The organism is Acinetobacter sp. A47, from assembly GCF_000805455.1.
In the GTDB taxonomy this organism is placed as follows: domain Bacteria; phylum Pseudomonadota; class Gammaproteobacteria; order Pseudomonadales; family Moraxellaceae; genus Acinetobacter.
The window spans coordinates 319,257-341,774 of sequence record NZ_JSUS01000071.1 but is presented as its reverse complement, the minus strand read 5'-3'; the positions used below and the strand labels follow the sequence as shown (position 1 = coordinate 341,774).

Annotated in this window: 26 protein-coding genes; 10 read left to right on the top strand and 16 right to left on the bottom strand. The window is 45.1% G+C overall.

Features of this window, described 5'->3' with window-relative positions:
- Positions 1 to 7: 7 nt before the first annotated feature.
- The 3 genes from OC23_RS17025 to serA form a co-directional block, all read right to left on the bottom strand.
- Positions 8 to 865: an EamA family transporter gene (locus tag OC23_RS17025; protein ID WP_038346173.1), complete on the bottom strand. Its 858-nt coding sequence runs from the start codon at positions 863 to 865 to the stop codon at positions 8 to 10.
- Positions 866 to 918: 53 nt separating this feature from the next.
- On the bottom strand, positions 919 to 1,803 hold the full coding sequence (locus OC23_RS17020) for an EamA family transporter (RefSeq protein WP_038346172.1): 885 nt from the start codon (positions 1,801 to 1,803) through the stop codon (positions 919 to 921).
- 103 nt (positions 1,804 to 1,906) lie between these two features.
- A complete protein-coding gene (gene serA, locus OC23_RS17015) occupies positions 1,907 to 3,139 on the bottom strand; it encodes a phosphoglycerate dehydrogenase (protein WP_038346452.1) in 1,233 nt (410 codons plus the stop codon).
- Positions 3,140 to 3,486: 347 nt separating this feature from the next.
- Here serA and OC23_RS17010 point away from each other — a divergent pair, with 347 nt between their 5' ends.
- A complete protein-coding gene (locus tag OC23_RS17010) occupies positions 3,487 to 4,896 on the top strand; it encodes an FAD-binding oxidoreductase (RefSeq protein ID WP_038346171.1) in 1,410 nt (469 codons plus the stop codon).
- 489 nt (positions 4,897 to 5,385) lie between these two features.
- Positions 5,386 to 6,150 carry a DNA polymerase beta superfamily protein gene (locus OC23_RS17005; protein ID WP_038346170.1) on the top strand — a complete coding sequence of 255 codons (765 nt, stop codon included), beginning with the start codon at positions 5,386 to 5,388 and terminating at the stop codon, positions 6,148 to 6,150.
- 86 nt (positions 6,151 to 6,236) lie between these two features.
- On the opposite strand, the gene OC23_RS17000 is transcribed toward OC23_RS17005, so the two are convergent.
- The 3 genes from OC23_RS17000 to OC23_RS16990 form a co-directional block, all read right to left on the bottom strand.
- Positions 6,237 to 6,551: a putative quinol monooxygenase gene (locus tag OC23_RS17000; protein WP_038346169.1), complete on the bottom strand. Its 315-nt coding sequence runs from the start codon at positions 6,549 to 6,551 to the stop codon at positions 6,237 to 6,239.
- A 13-nt stretch (positions 6,552 to 6,564) separates the two neighbouring features.
- A complete protein-coding gene (locus OC23_RS16995) occupies positions 6,565 to 7,152 on the bottom strand; it encodes an NAD(P)H-dependent oxidoreductase (RefSeq protein WP_038346167.1) in 588 nt (195 codons plus the stop codon).
- A 110-nt stretch (positions 7,153 to 7,262) separates the two neighbouring features.
- Entirely contained in the window at positions 7,263 to 8,138 is an 876-nt protein-coding gene (locus OC23_RS16990; protein WP_038346165.1) for a DUF4349 domain-containing protein, read from the bottom strand.
- 180 nt (positions 8,139 to 8,318) lie between these two features.
- Between OC23_RS16990 and OC23_RS16985 the strand changes: the two genes are divergently transcribed.
- On the top strand, positions 8,319 to 8,690 hold the full coding sequence (locus tag OC23_RS16985; protein WP_038346164.1) for a hypothetical protein: 372 nt from the start codon (positions 8,319 to 8,321) through the stop codon (positions 8,688 to 8,690).
- A 356-nt stretch (positions 8,691 to 9,046) separates the two neighbouring features.
- On the top strand, positions 9,047 to 10,282 hold the full coding sequence (locus tag OC23_RS16980; RefSeq protein WP_413772409.1) for an MFS transporter: 1,236 nt from the start codon (positions 9,047 to 9,049) through the stop codon (positions 10,280 to 10,282).
- Between the two features lie 91 nt (positions 10,283 to 10,373).
- On the opposite strand, the gene sodC is transcribed toward OC23_RS16980, so the two are convergent.
- Together sodC and OC23_RS16970 are read right to left on the bottom strand one after the other, a co-directional pair.
- A complete protein-coding gene (gene sodC, locus OC23_RS16975; RefSeq protein ID WP_038346163.1) occupies positions 10,374 to 10,955 on the bottom strand; it encodes a superoxide dismutase family protein in 582 nt (193 codons plus the stop codon).
- 108 nt (positions 10,956 to 11,063) lie between these two features.
- On the bottom strand, positions 11,064 to 12,158 hold the full coding sequence (locus tag OC23_RS16970; protein ID WP_038346162.1) for an AI-2E family transporter: 1,095 nt from the start codon (positions 12,156 to 12,158) through the stop codon (positions 11,064 to 11,066).
- A 338-nt stretch (positions 12,159 to 12,496) separates the two neighbouring features.
- On the opposite strand from OC23_RS16970, the gene OC23_RS16965 reads away from it, so the two are divergent.
- Positions 12,497 to 12,847, top strand: a complete 351-nt coding sequence (locus tag OC23_RS16965) for a hypothetical protein (protein ID WP_038346161.1) — start codon at positions 12,497 to 12,499, stop codon at positions 12,845 to 12,847.
- Positions 12,848 to 12,917: 70 nt separating this feature from the next.
- Here OC23_RS16965 and OC23_RS16960 read toward each other — a convergent pair whose 3' ends face one another.
- Positions 12,918 to 13,562: a ParA family protein gene (locus OC23_RS16960; protein ID WP_038346160.1), complete on the bottom strand. Its 645-nt coding sequence runs from the start codon at positions 13,560 to 13,562 to the stop codon at positions 12,918 to 12,920.
- 129 nt (positions 13,563 to 13,691) lie between these two features.
- Here OC23_RS16960 and OC23_RS16955 point away from each other — a divergent pair, with 129 nt between their 5' ends.
- The gene (locus OC23_RS16955; protein ID WP_038346158.1) at positions 13,692 to 14,159 is read left to right on the top strand and encodes a Holliday junction resolvase-like protein; all 468 of its coding nucleotides are present in this window, start codon (positions 13,692 to 13,694) and stop codon (positions 14,157 to 14,159) included.
- Here OC23_RS16955 and OC23_RS16950 read toward each other — a convergent pair.
- The gene (locus OC23_RS16950; RefSeq protein ID WP_038346156.1) at positions 14,156 to 14,791 is read right to left on the bottom strand and encodes a class I SAM-dependent methyltransferase; all 636 of its coding nucleotides are present in this window, start codon (positions 14,789 to 14,791) and stop codon (positions 14,156 to 14,158) included. The two genes, OC23_RS16955 and OC23_RS16950, sit on opposite strands and share 4 nt — an antisense overlap.
- Before the next feature lie 167 nt (positions 14,792 to 14,958).
- Here OC23_RS16950 and OC23_RS16945 point away from each other — a divergent pair, with 167 nt between their 5' ends.
- Positions 14,959 to 15,522, top strand: a complete 564-nt coding sequence (locus OC23_RS16945; RefSeq protein ID WP_038346155.1) for a hypothetical protein — start codon at positions 14,959 to 14,961, stop codon at positions 15,520 to 15,522.
- A 63-nt stretch (positions 15,523 to 15,585) separates the two neighbouring features.
- Here the strand turns inward: OC23_RS16945 and OC23_RS16940 are convergent, their stop codons facing one another.
- Positions 15,586 to 16,146, bottom strand: a complete 561-nt coding sequence (locus OC23_RS16940) for a hypothetical protein (RefSeq protein ID WP_038346153.1) — start codon at positions 16,144 to 16,146, stop codon at positions 15,586 to 15,588.
- Positions 16,147 to 16,165: 19 nt separating this feature from the next.
- Positions 16,166 to 16,945 (bottom strand): class I SAM-dependent methyltransferase, encoded by a 780-nt coding sequence (locus OC23_RS16935; RefSeq protein WP_038346152.1) that lies wholly within the window; start codon positions 16,943 to 16,945, stop codon positions 16,166 to 16,168.
- 121 nt (positions 16,946 to 17,066) lie between these two features.
- On the opposite strand from OC23_RS16935, the gene OC23_RS16930 reads away from it, so the two are divergent.
- A complete protein-coding gene (locus OC23_RS16930; protein WP_038346450.1) occupies positions 17,067 to 18,341 on the top strand; it encodes a hypothetical protein in 1,275 nt (424 codons plus the stop codon).
- Between the two features lie 62 nt (positions 18,342 to 18,403).
- Here OC23_RS16930 and OC23_RS16925 read toward each other — a convergent pair whose 3' ends face one another.
- Together OC23_RS16925 and OC23_RS19210 are read right to left on the bottom strand one after the other, a co-directional pair.
- Positions 18,404 to 19,018, bottom strand: a complete 615-nt coding sequence (locus OC23_RS16925) for a hypothetical protein (protein ID WP_038346151.1) — start codon at positions 19,016 to 19,018, stop codon at positions 18,404 to 18,406.
- A 392-nt stretch (positions 19,019 to 19,410) separates the two neighbouring features.
- On the bottom strand, positions 19,411 to 19,569 hold the full coding sequence (locus tag OC23_RS19210) for a hypothetical protein (RefSeq protein WP_161792306.1): 159 nt from the start codon (positions 19,567 to 19,569) through the stop codon (positions 19,411 to 19,413).
- 62 nt (positions 19,570 to 19,631) lie between these two features.
- On the opposite strand from OC23_RS19210, the gene OC23_RS16920 reads away from it, so the two are divergent.
- Together OC23_RS16920 and OC23_RS16915 are read left to right on the top strand one after the other, a co-directional pair.
- Complete coding sequence (locus OC23_RS16920; RefSeq protein WP_038346150.1) at positions 19,632 to 19,940, top strand: hypothetical protein; 309 nt, start codon at positions 19,632 to 19,634, stop codon at positions 19,938 to 19,940.
- A gap of 129 nt (positions 19,941 to 20,069) precedes the next feature.
- Positions 20,070 to 21,368, top strand: coding sequence for a S8 family peptidase (locus tag OC23_RS16915; RefSeq protein ID WP_413772408.1), 1,299 nt, complete (start codon positions 20,070 to 20,072; stop codon positions 21,366 to 21,368).
- An 87-nt stretch (positions 21,369 to 21,455) separates the two neighbouring features.
- On the opposite strand, the gene OC23_RS16910 is transcribed toward OC23_RS16915, so the two are convergent.
- The gene (locus tag OC23_RS16910) at positions 21,456 to 21,869 is read right to left on the bottom strand and encodes a hypothetical protein (protein WP_038346148.1); all 414 of its coding nucleotides are present in this window, start codon (positions 21,867 to 21,869) and stop codon (positions 21,456 to 21,458) included.
- A 216-nt stretch (positions 21,870 to 22,085) separates the two neighbouring features.
- Positions 22,086 to 22,505, bottom strand: a complete 420-nt coding sequence (locus OC23_RS16905; RefSeq protein ID WP_038346147.1) for a hypothetical protein — start codon at positions 22,503 to 22,505, stop codon at positions 22,086 to 22,088.
- Positions 22,506 to 22,518 lie beyond the last annotated feature (13 nt).

Below are 22,518 nucleotides of genomic sequence, written 5' to 3'. Positions count from 1 at the left end.
AGATCAACTAAGCTTTCCCACCCCGCAACGTCACACCAATTGAAGCCACCATAATACAGGCCAAAGCCACCCATTGAATCAGGCTGATTTTTTCATGGAGCAGGACTAAACCTGCCAGTGCAGCCAATGCAGGTGCTAGGCTGGAAAGTGTCCCATAACTGAGTTTGCTGAGACGCTTCAGTGCCATTAAATCTAGCGCATAAGGGATTGCCGTTGCCAGCAGGGCAATAATCAAAGCCTTGCCCCAATATTGGGTATCTAGCAGTGCAGGCGCATTATTCCAGAGACCAAAAGGCAGCAGGGTCAGGGCGGATAACCCGATTGCGATGGTCAGCGCATGCATGCCGATGTTTTGCTGGACGACACGATGCCCATAATAAATATACAGTGCCCAGAAGAAACCTGCACTTAATGCACAGGCAGCACCAACATAAGAAAAATGCTGGGCATGTGCATCCTGCCAGGGCACCATTAATGCGATGCCTAAAATTGCAAACGCGACCCAGATATAATCACTACGCTGCTTAATCGACAACAATGCCAGACCGAGCGGACCAATAAACTCAAGCCCCACTGCAATCCCTTGGGGGAGTTTGCCCAAAGAGGTATAAAACAGGATATTCATGCAGCCTAGCGCAGCGCTATAGCAGAGTAGATCGCGCCATTTCAACTGGTTCAATTTAGAGATAATCTTCCATGACCGAAACATGATGGCAACTAAAACACTGGCAAAACAGAGCCTTAAAATGGTTACGGTCAGTGGATCAAGTGTAGCAATCAGTTGCTTGGCAAATGAAGCACTGATCTGGTAAGACACCATCGACAGGATCATGTAGAGCACAGCAACGAGCTGGAGATTTTTCATGAGCGGACACCCATCAGCGGACAAGCGTGTTTGGTGAAAGGATACAGCATTGGTTATTTGACCTCTTCTTTGTGCTGTCGCGCTTGCTGCGTGGTAAAGGTACAGCCAATCGAGGCAATAATGATGGTGCCCAAGGCCAGCCACTGATTCCAGAGTAAGGTTTCACCCAGAAAGACAAAGCCGGAAAGTGCAGCAACAGCAGGTTCGAGACTCATCAACGTACCGAAGCTCAGCGGGGTCAAACTCCGTAAGGCAATCATTTCCAAGGTAAAAGGCAGGGCACTGGCTAAAATTGCCAGGCCAATAAAATAATATAAATTCGGTAGTTCAAACACCCGATCGACTGCTCCGGAGAAGAGCGCAAAAGGCAGCAAGCAGAGCATGCCAATCGACATACCCAGACAAACGGTGTGATTGCCTGAGATGCCGGAAGGCTTTTGTCCGGCAATAATATACAGTGCCCAGCAGGCACCTGCACTGATAGCAAACAATACGCCGATCAGGTCGAGACCTTGCTGGGCCTGCTGTAAGGGAAATAGCAAAACCAGACCGAGAATGGCACAGCCGACCCAGATAAAATCGTATTTTTGCCGGGCGTGATATAAAGCAACACTTAAGGGGCCAATAAACTCAAAGGCAACTGCCAAGCCTAAAGGTAAACGCTCAAGGGATAAATAAAACAGGGCATTCATACCTGCCAGCGCAACACCATAGCTGAGAATAGCTTTCCAGTGCACCACTTTAAAATTAATGGTCCAGATCTTGAAAATGAACGCCAGAATCATTGCCCCAAAAAACAGGCGCATGGCAGAGACGGTCAGCACAGGAAAGCTTTGAAACAGGATTTTGGCTAAAGAACCGCTGCCTTGTACACATAACATGGCAATCATCAACAACAATAAAGCATGCAGAGGTGTTTTCAGTACAGGGCTAGACATCTTGTTTTTTTACATTCGGTATAATATTCACATAATAATTCAAATGCCCATAAAAAAGCCACAGCATCGGCTGTGGCTTTTTCAGCATATTTCTAACTATAAATTAGAACAATACGCGAACGCGGATGGTGCCTTCAACATGGTTCAAGGTATCCAGTGCTTCTTGAGATGCAGATGCGTCAACATCCATGACCAGGTAGCCGATATCACCTTTGGTCATTAATGACTGACCAGAGATGTTGATGCCTTGTTCAGCAAACAGGGTGTTAATTTTGGATAATACGCCCGGCATGTTTTTGTGGATGTGCAGTAAACGGTGCTGACCATCAGAAAGTGGTAATGCGATTTCAGGGAAGTTCACCGCAGAAAGGGTCATACCTTTATCTGAATACGCAACGAATTTTTCAGCAACTTCCAGACCGATATTGGCTTGTGCTTCCATGGTCGAACCACCCACGTGCGGGGTCAGGATCACGTTGTCTAGGCCACGAAGTGGAGACTGGAATTCTTCACCATTTGCTTTTGGTTCTTTCGGGAATACGTCAACCGCTGCGCCTGCAATGTGGCCAGACTTGATCGCATCCGCCAAATCTTCGATCACCACACAGGTACCACGTGCAGCATTCAGGAAGATTGAGCCTTTTTTCATTTTTGCGAACTGTTCTTTCTTGAAGAAGTTACGCGTAGATGGCACATCTGGAACGTGTAGAGTCACCACATCCGCAGTTTCTAACAGTTCATCTAAAGAGCCCACCTGACGTGCATTACCTAATGGTAATTTGGTCACAGCATCAAAATAGATGACTTTCATACCCAGGCTTTCTGCCAAAACAGAAAGTTGTGAACCGATCGAGCCGTAACCGACGATACCTAAAGTCTTACCACGAGTTTCAAAAGAACCCACCGCAGATTTGTTCCAGCCACCCGCATGTGTATCTTTCGATTTTTCAGGCACACGGCGAAGTAACAAAATGGTTTCAGCAAGAACCAGTTCTGCCACCGAACGTGTATTTGAATACGGTGCGTTGAAAACAGGGATACCACGAGACATTGCCGCTTTTAAGTCAACCTGGTTGGTACCAATACAGAAGCAACCTACTGCAATCAGTTTGTTTGCAGCTTCAAAGATTTCTTCGGTTAACTGGGTACGGGAACGAATACCGATAAAGTGGGCATCCTTGATGGCTTCTTTCAAAGCTTCGCCTTCAAGTGCAGTCTTGTGGTAGTCGATGTTGGTATAACCCGCTGCGTTTAAGGTATCAATCGCATTTTGATGTACGCCTTCTAGCAGAAGGAAACGGATTTTGTCTTTAGGTAGTGATAGATGTTGGCTCATTACGGCTCCGCTACAAAGGCCAAAATTTAGTTGCAGTACTATAGCATACCGCTTTGAGTTATAGATATTTGGTTTAAAATTAGCACAGCGGAATTGCTGATAATTTTTCAGTTTGTGCTGAATTTTACGGGTTAAACACATTTTGTTATTACAGTATCTTTATCCTGCGCTTTATCCCATGCCTGCTTCTATGTAAAATGCAGGTATCTGATAGGCAGGCCTCGACACTTCAGGCCTGCACTGTGCTGCCGAGTTTCTATATTTTGGATAGTTCATATTAAAGTATTGAAAAATATTATGTTGTTATCCAGATGCTCTCTCTTTACTTCTTGCTAGGCCTGTAAACGATGAATGCTTCAGTCGCTTTAACACCTGAGTTATTGACCCAATTAACGGCAATTGTGGGTGAAAACCGTATTAAAACCGATGCCGACAGTCTGGAAAATTGGGGTCGTGATCATACTAAACATTTTGATCCGAACCCATCAGTCATCGTTTTTCCTTCAAGCACTGAACAGGTGCAGGCCATCGTCAAACTTGCCAACCAGTTTAATGTCGCAATTACCCCATCGGGCGGTCGTACCGGTCTTTCGGCAGGTGCTGTCGCCACCAATGGCGAGATCGTGATCAGCTTTGACAAGATGAACCAGATTCTTGAGTTTTTCCCGGCAGATCGTATGGTACGGGTACAAGCAGGCGTAGTGACTGAGCAATTACAGAATTATGCCGAAGAACAGGGCATGTACTATCCGGTAGATTTTGCCTCAGCAGGTTCAAGCCAGATTGGCGGTAATATCGGCACCAATGCGGGCGGTATTAAAGTCATCAAATACGGCATGACCCGTAACTGGGTCCTTGGCCTGACCGTGGTAACAGGTAAAGGCGATATCCTGCGTTTAAATAAAGGCATGATTAAAAATGCCACCGGTTATTCGCTTCAGCATTTATTTATTGGTGGCGAAGGTACATTAGGCCTAGTCACTGAAGCTGAAATCAAGCTTGAGCGTCAGCCACAGAACTTGCAGGTACTGGTGCTCGGTGTCCCTGATTTTGATGCGGTGATGCCGGTACTCCATGCATTCCAGAAAGATATCGACTTAACCGCATTTGAGTTCTTTGGTGAACTTGCGATGCAAAAGGTGCTCGATCGCGGTCATGTACAACGTCCATTTGAAACACAATGCCCATTCTACGTATTGCTTGAGTTTGAAGCACCGTATGAGCCAATTGTCGACAAGGCCATGGAAATCTTTGAGCATTGTATGGAGCAGGGTTGGGTGCTGGATGGCGTGATGAGCCAGAGCCTTGATCAGGTCGAAAGCTTATGGCGTTTACGTGAAGATATTTCGGAATCAATCGCGCCGTTTATTCCATACAAAAATGACATTTCAGTCTTAATTACCCACGTACCTGCATTTATTCGTGAAATTGATGCGATTGTTCAAGATAATTATCCTGACTTTGAAATCTGCTGGTTTGGTCATATTGGTGATGGCAACCTGCACTTGAATATTTTAAAACCTGAAAACCTGACCAAAGATGAGTTCTTTGCCAAGTGTCAGGTGGTGAATAAATACGTGTTTGATACCGTGAAAAAATATGACGGTTCGATCTCTGCCGAGCACGGTGTGGGCATGACCAAAAAGCCATATTTGCAATATTCACGTTCGCCTGAAGAAATTGAATATATGAAAGCATTGAAATTGGCATTTGACCCGAACGGGATTATGAACCCGGGTAAATTATTTGATCTTTAATGCTTGATTAGATAAAAGAAGTTCTGCTAAAAGCGTATCGAGAGATGCGCTTTTTTTTATAAAACTAATACGAAAACTTAAGCTTATATCTTTCTAGAGAGTGATCAAGTATATGGAGACTATATTGATCATTATTATAATCAGCATAATATAAAGTGTATGCGTATTGTGTTGAGAGTCAAAATCGCGAATCTATTTTATTCCTGTTCCTTCGTATTTGCAGACTTCTCTTGCTGGGTATTGGGAGAGCTTATTCATTGCGAGGCAAACTTCCTTTGTTATCAGGGAGAATTAAATTTATTCAAGAATTATGAACTCTACAATTTAAGAAGTGAACGAATAGGGCTCATCTATTTTAGTGGTTTTTTATAGGATAATAGGTTTAACCTCTTAGAAAATTATTTTTTTGTAAGAATTAAATTTGGAAAATCAAATAGATGTGGATAAACACAATGCAATCCTCCTCTTAATCGAATCTTAGAGAAAAATATGAACATCCATCACGAAATCGAAAATCTGTTTCAACAACGCCAAGATATCCCATTATTTTATATCGAAAGTGGCAGCCGTTTATGGGGCATGGCCAGTCCTGATAGTGACTACGATGTGCGTGGTTTTCATCTACCGAGCAAAGATCAATATTTTGATTATAAAAAATATCGTGACTTGATTGAGATCATGGATGGGGACTTTGATTTTGTTTCTTATGACCTCGATAAAATGTTTGGGTTACTGACAAAAAGTAATCCAACCGTTTTAGAGTGGGTGAGAGCGCATATAGTGTATTTTAATGCTTTTCCAGAATGGCAAATTTTTCGAGATGGATTGCTAGAGCGAATTGATTATAGCGCGTTGTATCACCACTATTTATCATTGGCAAAAGGTGGAATGAAAGTGATGCAAACCGCGGATAATTTTACTTATAAGAAAGTGTTCTATTCGATTCGTGGTTTGATGTCAGCAGAGTTGGCAACCCAAGAGCAGATGCCTGAATTACTGATAACCGAATTGTTTGCGCAAGTGGATGTAAATGATCCATTACGTCATTGGGCAGAAGATTATCTGGAAATTAAAAAGCAGCAACAAGAAAAAGCACAGCTACCCCAAGCGGAGCAAGCTGCAATTCTTCAGTTGTTGGAAAGCAAGATCGAGCAATTGGCAGCAAAGTCGATGCCCAAGGCTGATCGTCGTGCCAGTTTAGAAGCTTATTTAACGGATTATAGCCGTCATTTAAAACAGTATTACTATCAGTAAAACAAAGCGTTTATTCGTCAGCTGAGTTCGACTTAAATATTCAATGATTTCATATTTTGTCGGACTCAGATTTATGATGTTATCTGTTAAATCCCGCTTACCAGAATACGGATTTTCACATCAGCCACATGGTCTTTGGTTGCTTCAAAATGTTGCTGCATATGCGCAGTTTGCATGTGAGCTTCCAGATGAGCAGTACTTTGCCATTTCTCTAACATGACAATGGTTTTCTCATCAGTGGCCTGCATCTCAATCGCAGGCAGGTGATCAATCAAGGCTTCATAACCATAACAGCCATCTTCTGCCAGTACGGTTGGCGTCACTTTTTTAAATGCATCTAATACCGCTTGACGATGCTCGGCGCCTGCATGGGTACGGATTTCAGCAATAATAATCAGCATGATCGGTTCTCGCTTAAAGTGCTGCAAATAATTGATCTAAATGTGCTTTGTACGCTTCAAGATAGCTTGGCACATTCGGTGCCTTGATCACATCATTGACGATAAAGGTTGGCAGTGCTTCCATACCCAGAAATTGATTGGCTTTATGGAAAGGCAGGTAAACACCATCTACGCCAACACCGTGGAAGAACTGGTCGGGATCGGTAAAGGCTTCAAGCGGTGCATTCCAGGTTAAAGACAACATGTATTTTTTACTCTGGATTAGGCCACCTGAACCATATTTTTTAGAGGCATCTGAACGGCTACGACCGTCACTGGCATACAGTGAACCATGACCAATCGTAAAGACATCATCAATATATTTTTTCATGGTCCATGGTGCACCCATCCACCAGCCAGGCATCTGATAAATCACCACATCTGCCCATAAATATTTGTCAACTTCGGCCTGAATATCATACTCGCTATCAGTTCGGGTAACTTGCACGCTATGGCCCAGAGCACCTAAATGGGCCTGAGACATTTCGGTCAGCGTATCATTCAATTCACCATTGGAATGTTCAAACTTTTTTGCGCCGTTAATAATTAAAATATTGCTCATGGGATTACTCAAACATAGATACTAAAAACTGAGCGTATTTTAGAAAATCTATTCATGAGTAAAAATGCATAAATGAGCAAAATACTATTGATCAAAAGTCAATAATTAAATTATTCAGCTTTTGACTTTTTCGTCTTATAGCAACGGCGAATGCCCCATAAAATTGCAATCGCGAGATACAACGGCCATAACATCACGAGCCAGATGATCGTCTCTCTTAAACCATAGAGTCCGATTTTAATCGCTTCCCAGATTCGGCTGAGCAAAGGATCGCTGTCTAAGGTTGCAATGCGACTGATATTGAGATCACGGGTCTTGCGGACTTGTGCTTGCTGGAAAAACTCCAGTCGGATGGTGCTATAGGCCAAACGGTCTTTGACTTCCAGATTGGTCAGTTGCTGCAACTGGTTATTGACCGTATTTGATGCACTGTTACTTTGGTTGGCGGTATTCAGTTTTTCTTCAAGCAGTTTTAATTCATAACGTTTGGCTTCATAGCTTTGGCTATTAAAGTTCAACATCAAGGGCAATAGCTGATTCAGGAAAGGCGTGACCTGTTGATTGGGGATACGGACCGTGAGTTGTACCGTGGGGGTGATTTTTTCATAAATATCAACACTGCCATCGATACGATCCCGTTCAGATCGGTCACTGACTTGATAATGAATCTGTTTCTCTTCGATATAGCCCTGGTATTGTGATAACTGCTGTTCCAGTGCCGATGTAGTTTTTAATACGTCTTTGACTTCAAACTGGAGTTGGGCACTTTTAACCAGTTGACGGTTCTGCTCCAAGGCATTTTGTTGCTGACTCGCCAGTTGTTCCGGATTTTTCGCGGCATTGTCCTGAATCGCCTGACTGTCTGCAGCGGCAGCCTCAGTTGCAACAGCAGCCTCATTTGCCGCATCATCTGGATGTTTTGAACAGGCAACTAGACTGCTGCCCAGGATTAAAATAACAGTTAATTTTTTAGTGAAATCTGACATCTTTGCATGCCTAAATTGTTGTGATATGAAGGTCGTAAAATCAGTATCTTCGATTTATTTGTTTATTTATGAGCAAACTGTTGAATCCAACAAATCTCTAGCATGGCATAACATTTTGTTGCCTGACCATGCAGTTTTGTATAGTAGCATAAATGAGCAACATGAAGTGCAGAGGGCAAAATGTATAAAACTGCAATGTTATTGGGATGTGCTGTATTCCTCAGCGCATGTAATCAACCCGTCACCGAATCGCAACAGCAGGCGGCAGTTCAAAAAAGTACGGCGATGCATGCGGTACTGCTGGATCAGCCGAATTTGTTTCACGATGAAAGTAACCTGAAAATAGACCAGCAATTTAATACGGCAGAAAATCCAACCGATGCACAGATCATGGTTGAACAGGCACAACTGGATGATTCTGTTGTGGCGGTGCGTACCGAATATCAGTTAAAGCGTGACGGAGAGGTCTGGAAAATTGTACATAAACAGCAAAGTTATCAATGTGCCAGAGGCGAAAAGTCCGGAACCTTCCAGTTTGAGTTATGTCCATAATGATCGGGATTCTATTGCATAGTCTAAAATCTATTCAGAAATGTGGATAACTTTCAGGTTATTCACATTGGCCAAAAAAGACCTGAAAAGTAGTTTAAATTGCTGTCATTTTAAAAAAGTGCTAAAGTTGCGCCTGGCAAATGTGCCAAAAGGTAAAAACATTTACCACTCTCACGTAAATAGATTGTTTTTTCTTATATACACCTTGTGAATACGGTGTTTTCACATTTATCACATGCTTTTTTATAGCATGAAATCAAAATTTAAATCTAAACCATAATATCTCGTGGTGATGGCCTGTTTTCTTTTTATAAACGGGACAGACGCCATTTGGTTATTTTTGTGAATAAAACATGATGACGAATAATCAGAACATGACGTTAAACCGTATAACGCTCATGTTTCCTTTAGCTTTAGTGCTATTTGAATTTTCGGTTTATATCGGTAATGACCTGATTCAGCCAGCCATGCTGGCCATTACCGAGCAGTTTGCCGTCAGCGCGACCTGGGCGCCTTCTTCCATGTCTTTCTACCTGCTGGGTGGTGCCAGTGTGGCCTGGTTACTTGGGCCACTTTCAGACCGCCTTGGACGGAAAAAAGTATTACTGGCAGGTGTGGCTTTTTTTACCCTCTGCTGTTTGCTGATTTTACTGACGCACAACATTGAACAGTTCCTGACCTTGCGGTTTTTACAAGGTATGGGACTGAGCGTGATCACTGCAGTCGGTTATGCAGCGATTCAGGAGAGCTTTGCAGAGCGTGATGCCATTAAAGTCATGGCAATCATGGCCAATATTTCTTTGCTTGCACCCTTACTGGGGCCGGTACTGGGCGCCTTCCTGATCGATTATGTATCGTGGCACTGGGGCTTTGTCGTGATTGCTGCCGTGTCATTTATCAGCTGGTTTGGTTTAAAGAAATTTATGCCAGCCACACAGGAGAGCCGCAAACAGCCGAAACAGCCATTCAGCTATATTCTTGATGATTTCAAGAAAGTATTTGGCAACCGGCGTTTCCTCGGTTTAAGCATTGCCTTGCCCATGGTCGGCATGCCGTTAATGTTATGGATTGCCTTGTCACCGATCATTCTGGTCGACGAGTTGAAGCTGAGCAGTGTGCAGTATGGCCTGGCGCAGTTTCCGGTATTCTTTGGCCTGATTATCGGCAATGTGGTGCTGATCCGGATTATTGAGCGTTTCCCGCTCGGCAAAACCATTTTAATGGGCTTGCCGATTATGTTGCTGGGGACGCTGTTTCTGGTGCTGGGCGTGATCTGGCCAACTTATCTGGTGCCGTGTCTATTGATTGGCATGACCCTGGTCTGTTTGGGGGAAGGCATCAGTTTTTCGGTCATGTACCGTTTCGCCCTGATGTCTTCAGAGGTATCCAAAGGTACGGTTGCAGCGGCCGTTTCCATGCTGATGATGGTGAGTTATTTTGTCATCATTGAACTGGTGCGGGTGCTATATACCCATTTCCATATCTGGGCCTTTGCGCTGGCCAGTGTGGCATTGATTGCCCTGTGGTTTGCCCAGCCTAGACAGGTATTGAAGCAGGTGATGCTGGAGCGTAAAGCGGAAGGAATCAACTAAAAAAAGCTGGGCAGATTGCCCAGCTTTTTTTTCGTTTGTTTAAAAGTGCAACACAACTGTGGATATCTTTTTAGATATCCATAGCCCTTAATTATTGAATTACGCCACAGGCAATACGGTCTCCACCTCCGCCTAAAGGTTTGGGTGAGTCGGAATAATTATCACCACCAACATGCACCATGATGGCCCGGCCCTGAATATCTGCCAGTTTCAGGCGTGGCGCGATGACAGGTTGGGTGGCAAAGCCTTTTTCATTCACGACCAGTACAGGCAGGTCACCCAAATGGCCATTTTCTGGCGTGCCGTGATGCGGTGCATTATTCGGGTTTAAATGGCTTCCGGCTGCAAGTGCAGCACCCATTTTGCCATCTTTCATTGCAGCTTCACATGAACCGTTTTCATGGATGTGGAAACCATGCTCACCTGGCGAAAGCTTGCCAAGAGCTGGGGTGATGAGCAGGCCTTTGGCGGTTTCCTCAAAAGCCACGGTACCAATCGAAGCCCCAACACCTTTGGCATCGACCTGATAGACCTGTACCAGCTGTTTTTGTGGCTGGGTCGTTGCCTGTGTCTGGATTTTGGAAGCGTTGTGATCCAGCTTGGCAGAGGAGCAGGCCGCAATACTCAGGCCCATACAGCCCAGTAATGCAAGTTTTTGAATCGTAGCAGTCATGGCGAAGATATCCTTATAAATTATCTTTATTTGCCGATTCAAACAAAGTCCAGGATATCCCGCAAGCAACATTAATCAATTGATGACAAAAAATTAAACAAAACAAACCTATTTGGTTTCAGGTGGGCTTTCTAGTGCTGCAACTGGCTCATCCACATTTTCATGCAGCCATTCACGCCAGATCGCCAGCAGGATTGCCAGAATGACCGGGCCAATGAATAAGCCGACCAGACCGAAGCTGGCAATACCGCCCAGTACACCAAACATGATCAGGATAAATGGAATCTGGGTTGCACCGGAAATCACCAATGGACGAATCACATTATCTGAACTGCTGACAATCAGTACCCCCCATAGCACAACAGCAATGGCTTCCATGGTTTGACCCTGGGCAAACAGCCACAGGCCGACTCCCAGATAGGATACCGGCGTACCAAAAGGAATCAGCGCAAGGATAAAGGTCACCATGGTGAGCAGCATCGGGTTGGGTACGCCCGCGACAAAGTAGCTCAGACCGGCCAGCAGGGCCTGGGCAACCGCCGTTAAACCGACGCCATAGACCACGGCACGGGTGGTTTCTGAAATGGTATCCAGATAATGATGCACACGGGGGCCAATCACCATTTCCAGGGCACGGCTCACCTGAGCCAGAATCATTTGCCCGTCACGATAAAAGAAGAACAGGGTCATGATGGCAAAGGTCAGTTTGACCAGATTGCGGCTGATTTCACTTAAAACAAAGCGGCCATAACTCAGGTGGCTTTGAATCCATTCAGCAATATTCTTGGTAATGCTGTTCGGGTCATTGCTCAGTTCATTAATGGTACGGCTAATGTCTTTGCCGATAATCGGCAGGTTCCGGATAAAGTCCGGAATCTGGATATTGCCCGAAAACAGCTGTCGCTGTAAGTTAAAATAGAGGTTCCGTCCTTCCAGTTGCAGCATAAAGATGGCAAAAATGAAGGGGATACCGATCACCAGAATGACCAGCGTGATCATCAGTGTGGCATTCAGGGTGGGCCGGTTTTCACCAAAGAAACGACGCTGCACCCATAAGTAAACAGGCCAGGTCATATAGGCAATAATGGCAGCCCAAAGGACAGGGACAATAAAGTACTTGAGGATACTGAATCCCAAAAAGAGCAGGACAAAGAACAGTCCAAACAGCAAAACGCGTTGTAATATAGGAGCGTATTGTTGCACAAGCGTCCGTCTCTAAAAGTAAAATTTGAATAAAATTATATTAACTGAAAAATGTGCTGAGTAAAATTTCATTCGGTAATTTCACGTTTAAATGTTTTGATGGCCCAAGCAGATAAAATTTAAAAGGCCATTTCGCTACTTTTACTTATGCACAAGGCCTGAAAAATAACGAGGCCTGCTTATCATGAAATCCTTGTACCGCCCCGGAGCAAACTACATGAACTCACGCTGGCAACATTTGCTATCGAGTTTAATACAGGAGTCGGCAACGAGTTACAAAGCGTATTGTTAGATTAAATTCATCCAGCATCCATAAATCAATTTTAAGGAGTAGTGCGATGACTTATTCAAACAATCAGAATCAATCAGCAGAAAAACCAGATCAGCCTGAGCAAAAAAAAGCCAACCCCGATGATGCTTCACAGTCCAATGCAAGCATTGCGAATCTATTGAATAACGATAAAGCCAGTTATCAGGAGATTGAAGGGCTGACAGATACGGAGCAATTACAGCAGGTACTAGACCAGAACGCTGCCTCTCAAAATCCAGAGGGGAGTCATGGTAATGAAAAGATTCGCAAGGCAGCAGAAAATCTGGATCGTGATGAAATGAAGCATAACCTGAAAGATGAAAGTACCGAATCAGAGCAACCGGCTGCAAACCCTGCTCCTTTCATCTCACCTGAATAAACGGCAGCCATGTTTAAAGCATAATGCCGAATAGGTGAGCGGTACCATCCGGCAGGGGGTACCGCTGGCTTTAAAACCACTCGCTTGGATCATCGACTAACTGGTTCAGTACCGGTTGCCACTGGCTCTGGATACTGACAAAGTTTTTCTGGGTTTTATCAAAAATACTGAGACCCTGCATGGCCAGTGATCCATAAGCACTCCGTTCTGCAATCCATGCCACCGGTTCCTGCCCGATTTTGGTAAAGAACTCCTGAATATCTCTGGAACTGGCACTGTTTGGCTTGACCCGGTTAGCAATCAGCAAGATTTGGACCTTGCCTTTACGGATACGCTTAATGTCTTGTAAATGCTTCAGGAAACGGCGGGTACTGTCTATATCAAAGAACGACGGTTGCAGCGGTGTGACGATTGCGTGTGCTTCACTGACCAGTTGCTCTGCATGCTCGCCTGACAGTGCGCCCGGCGCATCAATAATTAAATAATCCAGATTTTTTGGTGCTTCGCCAATGGATTTTTCATGTCGCCAGTCCAGACTTTGAATACCGGTTACGCTATCCGGGCGCTGTTTTAACCATTGCAGGGAAGATTTCTGGTTGTCTGCATCGGCCAATGCCACCCTATAGCCTTTTTGTGAGAGTGCAGCAGCGAGGGTAATGGCTGTCATGGTCTTGCCACAGCCACCTTTTTGATTTGCGATTAATATGGTTTTCATGAAATTAGATTTATTAACTAGGCTCTCGTATACAGGTATACCTTAGCATCTTTTTAGTCTGAGTGTGTGACACATGACAAAAGTTTAATGTTGCAGTTAAATAGCGACATTCATAAAAAGGAAGCTTCTATGTCGGTTTGGCTTGCAATGTTGATCGGTGGCTGTATCGGAGTCGTCATCACCACCCTGATTCTGTCGGGTACCCGGAATGGTCGTGTGCAGGCCGAATATGAAAAGTATATTGCCGAGCTGGAGCTGGAACATAAACAGGCCTTGCTGGATGCCCAGAAGCGCAGTGTCAATACCAGCCGTGCAGTCCTGAAGGGTAAAATGGCGGAACAGTTTGCGCCAATCTTGCCCGAGTTCCAGTATCTGCCAAGTGATGCCAAATTTCTCGGAGACCCGGTCGACTATGTGGTATTTGATGGCTATACCGATTTCCGTGATGGCGACGGGGCAGCCGAAGATATCGAAGTCATTTTGCTCGACATCAAAAGTGGCGGCGCGCGCCTGAGCAAAGGACAGCAGGCCATTGCCCAGGCGGTACGCGAAGGCCGGATCCGTTTTGAGACTTTAAGAATCGATTTTGAAGATTAATGCGGGATCTCTAATTTCTGTGCCCGGGCTAGGAGCATCTTTTGCGCAACAGCCGGAACCCCTTCTGCATCAAGGTATTGTTGCTCGATCAATTTAAATCGGGCCTGTAACAGGTGCCGTTCAATGTCACGATTGAGGTGACACCCATCTGCAAGACGTTTTTGCAGGGGCGTCAGCAGGGTTTGCAGCGCCTGTATTTTTGCCGAGTCCGGATGTTTGACATGCTCGACCAGATGAAAGGTTCCTGTCGGTTTGAGTACCCGGTAGATTTCTGCGAGGGCCTGATCGAGCTGTGCAATACTACACAGGGTCCAGGTCGACACGACATGATCGAGAGAAGCATCGGCAAAAGGCAGTTTCTCCGCACAGGCTTGTACATGTTTAACAAAGAACGGTGCATGCTGTACCCGTTCCACAGCCAGCTGATAGATGTCCGGATTGGGTTCCAGTGCATACAGGGTATCGACATTGCCATAAAACGGAATATTCAGACCTGTGCCAAAGCCAATCTCGAGGACCTCTCCCTCGATCGAGAGTAGCAGTTCACGGCGTCGGTCCATCAGGCTGGCGGTCTGCATGACCTGATTGAGTAAATGCGGAAAAATGCGACGTTGGTAAAATTGGTAAATCATGGGCTTCCATTCATTGATTCAAAAGAAGGGGGATGGGATCTGCACCACAAAAATATGACTAAAGTCAGTTGGATTGTTACTAAAAAAAGCACTTTTTTTCACCATCTAAGCATACTATGAACAGAAATACTTTTCTAAGTTTTTGCTGATTTGAGGATGATTGAGCCATGAAAAAACGTCTGTTGATGAGTTTATGCATGGTTGTTGCAATTGGGCAGACACATGCATCGACCGGTGGGGAAGAATATAATATTGCCAATGGTTTAGCGCCCGTTGTGAAATATCAATCGATTTCGGTCCTGAAACCTTTTGACGGCAACTTCCGGATTCTTGGCTCAAAAGTCTATCATGATGATGAGCAGGCCAAATTTTCCCCGATTGATTATGCGGTCAGTCTGGGACTATTTGCACAGCCCGAGATCGCACGGACCATTGATGTACGCCAGTATGACCGTTACCTGAACTGGAAAATGACCAAATTACCTGTACCACCGGAGCAGGCCATCAAAATGGTGTCGAATATGCATATTATTCCGGCCAATCCGGAGATTGCCAAACAGATCAAGCAGGTTAAGCGTGGCGATCTGGTGCAGTTAAAAGGCGAACTGGTCGAGATTCGTGATAAGGATCTGGTCTGGAAATCGTCGCTCACCCCCGGCGGTGTCGGAGATGGTGCCTGTGAACTGTTCCGGGTCAGTTCCATTCAGTGGATTGAAAAACAGAATATTTAAATTACTACACTCCATTGAGGTAAAAAAGAGGTCGTAAAAAACCTCTTTTTTTATGGCAATCCATTATTCTTCCTGTGCCTTTGTTTCAGCGGACTGGGTACTTCTCCAGTGATGCAGCTGGCTTTGAGCATGCAGATATTCATTGAGCTGATCGACATTCTGGCTGGCACCGCTTTTCGGGCTATCGGCCTGTTGCAGGGCTTTGGCCTGCTGCTCCCAGTAATCATATAGCAAGCCCTGAATATAACGGCCTTGCTCGGTTTTCAGCTCCAGCTCTTTGAGCATGGATAGTGCAGATTTGACATTGTCCTTCTGGCGTTGCTGTTCAAACTCCGGAGTCAGGGTATTGGCTTCTTTCATCTTGGCCAATTCCATTTCCATACTGTCACTCATGTCGGTAAAACGACGGTCATAGTCATCCAGTATGGCAATATCGTGACCATCATCCGCGGTTGCAGGGAACTGTTTGATCGGCAGCTGCTTTAACTGTCCAATTGTGTCCTGAGCTGAACCGCTTTGCTGTTGTTGCTGGGCAGGCGGTTCTTTATCTTTATTGCAGGCACTCAGGAGCAGGGCTGAACTGAGCAGGCAGCTCAGGGTAAAGGCGGTCTTAATACTCGGCATGGATCAACTCGACAAATATTTATTTTGCAATTTTCTGAAAATGATATGCAAAGGTGGTATAGGGAAAATCAATCTGATCTTGCGCAGTTAAACCGGTAAAATCAAATACAATTTGTTCAAACTTTGCTTTTAACTGTTGCTGTTCTGCGTCGGGCATGGCCGCAATAAAGCTGGTCGAAAGCAGGCGCTTACTCACCACTTGTTCGACCGTGCCACGATGTTTCTGCTGAAAAGTCTGTAATTCAGCAAAGTGAAACAGTTGCTGCTGTTCAAATACCTGTTTCCACTGTTCACTATGATAGCGTGGCGTGTCAGCTTCTAACGGGGCAATTGCATCTGCCAGTGCCTTGACCCAGTCAACCGTGGTGTCACGTTGATTCCAGATCAGGCCTAAATGTCCCGACGCGCTCAGCAGCCGGTGCATTTCGGTCAAGGTGGTCATATTGGCAAACCAGTGGAAGGACTGGGCACAGACAATGGCGTCAATGGAGGCATTTGCAAGCGGGATCTGGTCGCTAGAAGCCTGTATGCACCGGACTGCCGGATAGCTGTGGCGAAGCTGCTGCAACATTTCAGTGACAGGCTCGACAGCAATTACGTTTGCCCGGTTTTGCAACAGGTAGGGTAAGAATTTGCCAGTCCCTGAACCGAGGTCTATGACCGTGGAGTTTTCACCTATCTGGAGGCGATCTTGCAGCCAAAACGCAATATCTTGCGGGTAACTGGGGCGAACTTGCTGGTACAGTTCGGCCCCTGAACTAAAGCCTTTTTGAGCAGCAGGGTGTAAGGATTGTGTCATCTTTTGCGCTTTTTTATCTGTCTTATCTCTATAAAATAAGATACTCCGCAATTATGGTTTGGCAAAGCCATCATTTGATGACTTTTTGCTACAGGCCTTGGATCAGTTATTCAGTGTGAGCATGGATAAGCAAATCGTATTTGAAGATGAACATATTCGCGTTATTTTTCTAAAAGGTTCCAGTAGCACTTTGGTCGTTTCGTTCGGCGACCTGATTAGTCGTGCCAAGGGAATGTCCATCAATGCTGAAAAATCATTAATAAAATATCAATACAATGTCCTTGGCATTATGCCAAAACAGAAATCATGGTTTCCTAAAAGCAGCATGTTGCAAATGCAGCAACAGATTCTGCCTATTTTGCAGCAATTCAAACAGATTGTTGGCTATGGCGGCTCCATGGGCGGCTATGCTGCGATTAAATATTCCAACCTGTTGAATATGCAAAAAGTGGTGGCTTTTGTTCCACAATATTCAATCGATCCTGAAGTGGTACAAGACCGCCGTTATGCCGAGTTTTTTGATGCCAGCATTCATCAGGAGATGCAGATTCAGGCCGATGAAGTGGATGCTTCACGTGAATACATTATTGTTTACGATCCTTATTTTGCCGAAGATAAAGAACATTTCTTAAAAATCCAGCCCTTATTGCCTCAGCTGCATGTGATTCATTTGCCATTTACCGGCCATGAAGCACTTTCGGTGCTGGCAAGCTCGCAACTGCTCAATGATTTTGTCGAAAAGCCGTTTGAACTTACCTATTTCTACAAGCGGGTACGTGACGTTAAAAAGCAAAGCAAGTTTTATTATCGGCATGTGCTGGATGCATTGCTGCCAAGGCATCCGCAGGCATTATTAAAGATTCTGGAAAGTAATCAGTTTGAGCTGGATGAGCGCTATTTTGATGCCATCATCAAGCAGAAACTGGTACAGCAGCTATTCAAGCTAAATCATGCCAGCGAGCAGAACCTGCACAAGCTCGGAATCCATCCGCATTTTGTACAACAGACTGCTTGCTCCAAACCAACCCTAATGACTGCCCAAGAGACCTGTCTGGTCTTTAATCTGGTCAGTCTGAAACTGGAAAGTTATAGCGCTGCTACGCTTGCAGCCAATCAGAACTATCTGGTTCCGCTGAGTGTCACAACCAGCGCCTTGGTAGAGCTTGAGCTGAATGCTGAACGTTATTTGCTGACCATGAATGACCGTGGTATTCACAAACTGGTGAAAGTCGGGGAGGAGTTGGCCCTTGATCAGTCGCCACTGGTGTTCAAGTGCTATGCCGGGTTTTGCAGCATCAGTTATAAGCAGCTGACCTTAAGCTGTGATGAACAGGGATTTACCCATTTTGTTGAACAGCCGCTGGATGATCAGACCAGACTACAACGCTGTCATTAACGTGGTGTCATAAAAAAGCCCTTTGCATTGCAAAGGGCTTTTTTTCAGCTTGCTGGAAAGCCTTAGTTGCTACCAATTTTTGCATTGGTATTCACGTTGGCATTGACACCCAGTACTTTGACACCGACATTGGCACCGGTTTGCAGGCCTTTGTTATCGACATTTAAGCCGGTCTGTGCATTGACACCTGATGCCTTGCCATTGACTTGTGCTTCTGCATTGGTGGCAGCGCCCAGATTCAATGATTTTGATTTTGCCGATGCTTGCTGGTCGGCAATACGCTGTTTGACATTGGTCGTGGTTTCAGCGGCAAGTTCTTTGCCATCTATAGCCTTGTCTACGGCATAGTTTTTGGTATTTTTAACAGTTTCACCTGTTTTGCTCACCACTTGTGAGCCGATCTGCGTTGCTGTTCCTACTGTTTTCTGCGTTGCCTTGACACCCGTATTCACGGCAGCATGGCCAACGTGATGAGCAGTATGACCTACACCTTGTGCCACGTGTCCTACACCTTGTGCTGTATTTTTCACTGCGCCTGTTACGCCTTTAAGCAAGCCACCAGTTTGTACATTGACTTGAGCTGAGCCATTCGCATTTACTCCGGCGCTCTGTGCGAAAACAGATGCAGAAGCAAGGATAGTTGTTGTCACGATAGCTGTTTTGATCATTTTTTTCATTGCGATTTCCTTAAGCGATGTATCGTAAAGCGATACTTCATTAACGCAATTGCATCATAGCGAGCAAAAAATCAAAAATGTGTGATTTTCATCAAACGTTACAACCGGATTACAGCTTAAACACACTTTGGTGATAAATTGTGGAGATTCAAATTTGGTATAAATACGTGAAAATTAACGTTTTTAATCCCGTATAAATGCTTGTAAAAACATCTTTTTTAGCCTGCCGTACAGGCGGTGAAGCCATCTATTCTGAACATTTTATTATCAAACCAGATAGGTTTTGAAGCGCAGCTAAAACACTTTAAGAAAAGCAAACAGAATAGTGGTCATGGCATTTTTATTGCTTGGTATAAATAGATTAAATCATGAGTACAGTTTTTTAATGAATTTTATTTTTCACCCGGTCTGTTGTGAAAAAGGCTTGAGCTGATTGCAGCCATAAAGGCATCCATCATGCCCATGTAGGTCTGAACCGGTACAGGATCCAGACCGTTATTGATGAACATGATCAGGTGAAATTTAAAGTGAATTTTAACTGGTATCTGCATGATTTATAGAAAAAGAAATGAAAACCAGGCAAGCGTCAGCCATAAGGCACTGGAGAATATAAATGAAACAGATTGCAGCCTTTCTACTTGTTTTAGTGGTACTGGGTATCGTGGTTTTTTATTTTGAACCCGCGGAACCTGCAAGTTCAGCAGATGATACCGCGATCTATCAGGTCGGCCCTGCGCAATCGGGTGCTGTTCCCGCTGTATTAAATAAAGAGGAGGTAACTACAGAACCAGCGACATCAACCCTGTCAAAGACACTGGAAACACATCAAAACAATGCCCAGTTTTATGACACCAAAAGTGATCCGTCAATACAGCCGATTGATCCTGATACGGATCCGGCAAATGAAATTAAAAAACTTTAAATGACTGGGTTTCTTTATCCAAGAAAACCAAAAAAACAAAGATTCCTTACCCTGGAATCATGGAGACCAACAGTGAAAAATAAAACCTTCCTATTACTTGGCTTATGTGTTTTTTATAGTAGTAGCCCGATGGCTGCAACGCTCAATGCCATTCAACTTAAACAACAACTGAGTACTGCCGCCCTCAGCAAGGTGGCTAAAGGCAAAATTGACCTCAATGCACTGCTCAATAATGATTCGAATGATTTACTGATTGAATATGAACAGGGTGCAAGCAGCACCACTTTAGGGCAAGAAAAACGTAGCCTGATTGCCAGTAGCAAAAGTCAGTTTAAAAATAAATTTGACCGCACAGCCGGCTTTCAGACCTTACGCGAATTTAATGGCCTGCCCTTAGGCCTGTACCGGATTCAAAACCGTGAAACGCTGGCAAAAGTCCTGAATGATCCTGCGGTCAAGGGGGTCTATCCCAACCGTAAAAATGTCACCACCACGCTTCAGAGTTTACCCCTGATTAACCAGCCACAGGCGGTGAGCAATGGCTTTAGTGGTGCCGGTACAAGTGTCGTGGTGATTGATACCGGGGTGAATTATAAGCATGCGGATTTTGGCTGTACCGCTGTAAATACCCCTGCTTCCAGCTGCCGGGTGGTCTATGCCTTTGATAGTGCCCCTGATGACAATAGTCTGGATGATGATGGGCATGGCAGCAATGTTGCCGGCATTGTGGCTAAAGTGGCGCCTCAGACCAAAATTATTGGTATCGATACCTTCCGCAAAATCCGTGTTAATGGGCAATGGGGCAGTACAGCATACGATAGCGATATTCTGGCTGCTTTAAACTGGACCGTGAATAATGCCCAGACCTATAACATCAAGGCCGTCAATCTGAGCCTGGGGGTGCCTGATGTCAAATATACGTCCGAATGTGATGAAAGCAGTTACCGGACTGCCTTTGCCAATGCCCGTGCTGCGGGTGTGGTACCGGTGGTCGCATCGGGTAATGACGGTTTTGCTGACGGGGTATCTTCGCCGGCCTGTGTCGCAGGTGCAGTCAGCGTGGGGGCTGTCTATGACAGTAATATTGGCAGTGTGTCATGGGGCAATCCACTGACCTGTTCCGATTCCACCACGGCTGCAGATAAAGTGACCTGCTTTAGTAATGGAGGCTCACTGGTGACTTTACTGGCGCCGGGGGCAATGATTACGGCAGGGGGCGAGACGCAGGGCGGTACATCACAGGCTGCGCCACATGTGGCGGGTGCCATTGCCTTGTTACGTGCCAACCCGGTTAGACCGGCAGAAACGATTGACCAGACCATCAACCGTCTGAAAGCAACCGGAAAACCGGTGCTGGATCGTAGAACCGGACTGGTTTTTCCACGTATTGACCTGCTCGCGGCAACCAGCGGTTTAAGTCCGAACTAGTTGTATGCTTGGCTTGATCCAGAATATTGTTTAAATAGCCATGACCCGTTACTGGCCAGACAGGCGTAACGGGTTTTTTGTATCACTTTAATGGCACTGCGCCAGTTTGCCCGCACTAAAATTACTTTGTAGTTTCTTGAAATTTTCCTGAACCGCCGGATCATCAATATCAAAAGCAGTCGCCGTATTTGAGGAAACCAGCGTACGATTGCGCAGATGCTGTGTGGTTGAGCCGGCAGAAATCAATCCGGCCTGATTAAAGGTCCAGTGTTCTACAGCCTGTCCGCCGTCAAAATATCCGGTAAATTCAATCGTGCAGTTCTGGCCCTGTTTCAGCAGTCTGGCGATATTTCCTTCAGTGGTAGGTGAAGCCCCAATATTCTTTACTTGTTCCAAGGGCTGCTGGGCCGTGGACATCGGGCTTTGCAGCGTAGAACAGGCGGTAAAGCTGATTCCGCTGATGGCAAATAGTAAGATCATTTTAAATGGGCGTTGGATCATGTGCGGGCTTCCAGTCCTGTAAATTGATCGGTTCAGTGTGTCGACTACAGTCCGGAAGTTCAAGCCATGTTTTGAGATCACTCTGTAAATCTAAAGCCTATTTTTTAATAATGATAACAGAAGCAACATCGTGAACCGTGTTGTACCAGATCCCGGTCAAGTGTTATTTCATGCAGTAGCCAATGAAAGGCCTCTATCATGTAGCGGCCTTACAGTTTAATTTTTTGAGGACTGGCTCAGTTCTGCACGCTCAATCGGAACATTGCCTTCATTGGTTCCGACCACTGCATCTTTGGTTTCTTGCCACTTTTTAGCGGTAAACTGTTTGGCTTTTTCGGTTTGAGCCTGAACCACTTCTGACTGTTCTTCGGTATATTTCTTGGTGTCTTGCCATCTTTCACTGATCTTTTGAGAGGTGTTTTCAGAGGCACCCTGAATCGAGTTGCCCAGGTTCTGTATGCCTTTGCCGGTTTTATACAGCAGTACACGACCAATACTTGGATTATCACCATAAGGCATGGTTTTTTCAGCTTCGGCATTGGTTACTGTTGAGGCATTTGTGGTATCTGCTGCCCAGAGAGAAGACGAGGCTGCAAGTGCAGTGGTTAAACATAAGAGTTGTAGTTTCTTCATCATCTTTTCTGTCCTT